The following is a 1,129-nucleotide window of genomic DNA, read 5'->3' as shown; positions in this document are numbered from 1 at the left end:
CTGCCCGACGACCCCGCCCGCACCTTCACCGTCACCGACCACCTCGACGGCGCCACCTACACCTGGACCCGCTCCAACTACATCCGCCTGGACCCCCACACCCAACCCGCACACATCCTCACGTTCGAGAAGCCGGACGCCGGACGTGTGCGGGCCGAGAACCCTCCCAGGAAGCGCAGGACCACGAAGAGGACGAGCGGCGGCAGCTGAGTCAGACGGGCTCGGCGGCCAGCAGGCGGTCCTCGATGGAGCGGCATCCGGTGAAGACCGAGCCGAGACCCTCGCGGTCGATGATCTCGCGGAGCCTGGCGGGCAGCGCCGGGAGCGCGAGGCAGCCGCCGTCGGCGGCGACGCGCCAGCGGATGCCGAGCAGGATCGGCAGCGGGTCGCAGCGGACGCCGAGCCGGTCGTGCATCCGCACCATGAGGTGGCGCAGGTTCCCCTCCACGAGCTTGGTGAGCGTCTCCCCGAGCCGCGGCACCGTGACCTCGTCCAGCACCCCGGACAGGTGGACGACGGTGTGGTCGCCGTCCCCGGCCGCCGTCGTGGTGATCATGAGTTCGGACGGGGCGGGCGGGTTCGGCGCGAGCCCGGCGTCACCCGGGTGCAGGGCCCGGATGGCGTCCAGCACGTGGGTGGTGTCGACGTCCGTCCCATCGCCGTCCGGGACGGGCGCGGCCGTGGCCGACGCGACGTCCGGGAACATCGGGACGAGCCGCGCCAGGCCGGTGAGCCGCAGGGCCCGCCGCACGTGGACGGACGGTTCGGGCACGACGGCCCGCAGCACGCAGCCGAGCAGTTGCGCCCGCGTCTCGGCGCGGGCCAGCAGGACGAGCCCGGCCGCGTCCAGCAGCACCGCGTCACCGAAGTCGACGACGACCCCGCCGCGGGGGCCGCCGCGCCGCCGTCCCCGCGGCGGGGCCGCGCCGGCGGCGAGGGACAGCGCCTTGCTCACCCCTTCCCTGATCCCCGCGTAGTTCTGCCAGCTGATCTGCGCGGGCAGGCTCAGCACGATGAACCCTCGCCGGGTCTCGATGCTCAGGCCCGGCACGATGGTGTCCTTCATGTGTCACATCCCGATCGGGGTTCTCGTGGCCGCGCGGGCGGGCCGGGGCGGAGCGGTCGTGGC

The 1,129-nt window shown here is 74.1% G+C and carries 2 protein-coding genes; one reads left to right on the top strand and one right to left on the bottom strand.

What is annotated here, in order from left to right:
• A partial coding sequence (locus E1264_RS44360; RefSeq protein ID WP_165964681.1) for a hypothetical protein occupies nucleotides 1-210 on the top strand: 210 nt, incomplete at its 5' end.
• Between the two features lies 1 nt (nucleotide 211).
• On the opposite strand, the gene E1264_RS42755 is transcribed toward E1264_RS44360, so the two are convergent.
• A complete protein-coding gene (locus tag E1264_RS42755; RefSeq protein WP_132183304.1) occupies nucleotides 212-1,066 on the bottom strand; it encodes an STAS domain-containing protein in 855 nt (284 codons plus the stop codon).
• Between the last annotated feature and the right edge of the window lie 63 nt (nucleotides 1,067-1,129).

It is taken from the genome of Actinomadura sp. KC216 (genome assembly GCF_004348535.1).
In the GTDB taxonomy this organism is placed as follows: domain Bacteria; phylum Actinomycetota; class Actinomycetes; order Streptosporangiales; family Streptosporangiaceae; genus Spirillospora.
The sequence above is the reverse complement of the archived record's forward strand: the minus strand, read 5'-3'. Positions and strand labels throughout refer to the sequence as shown.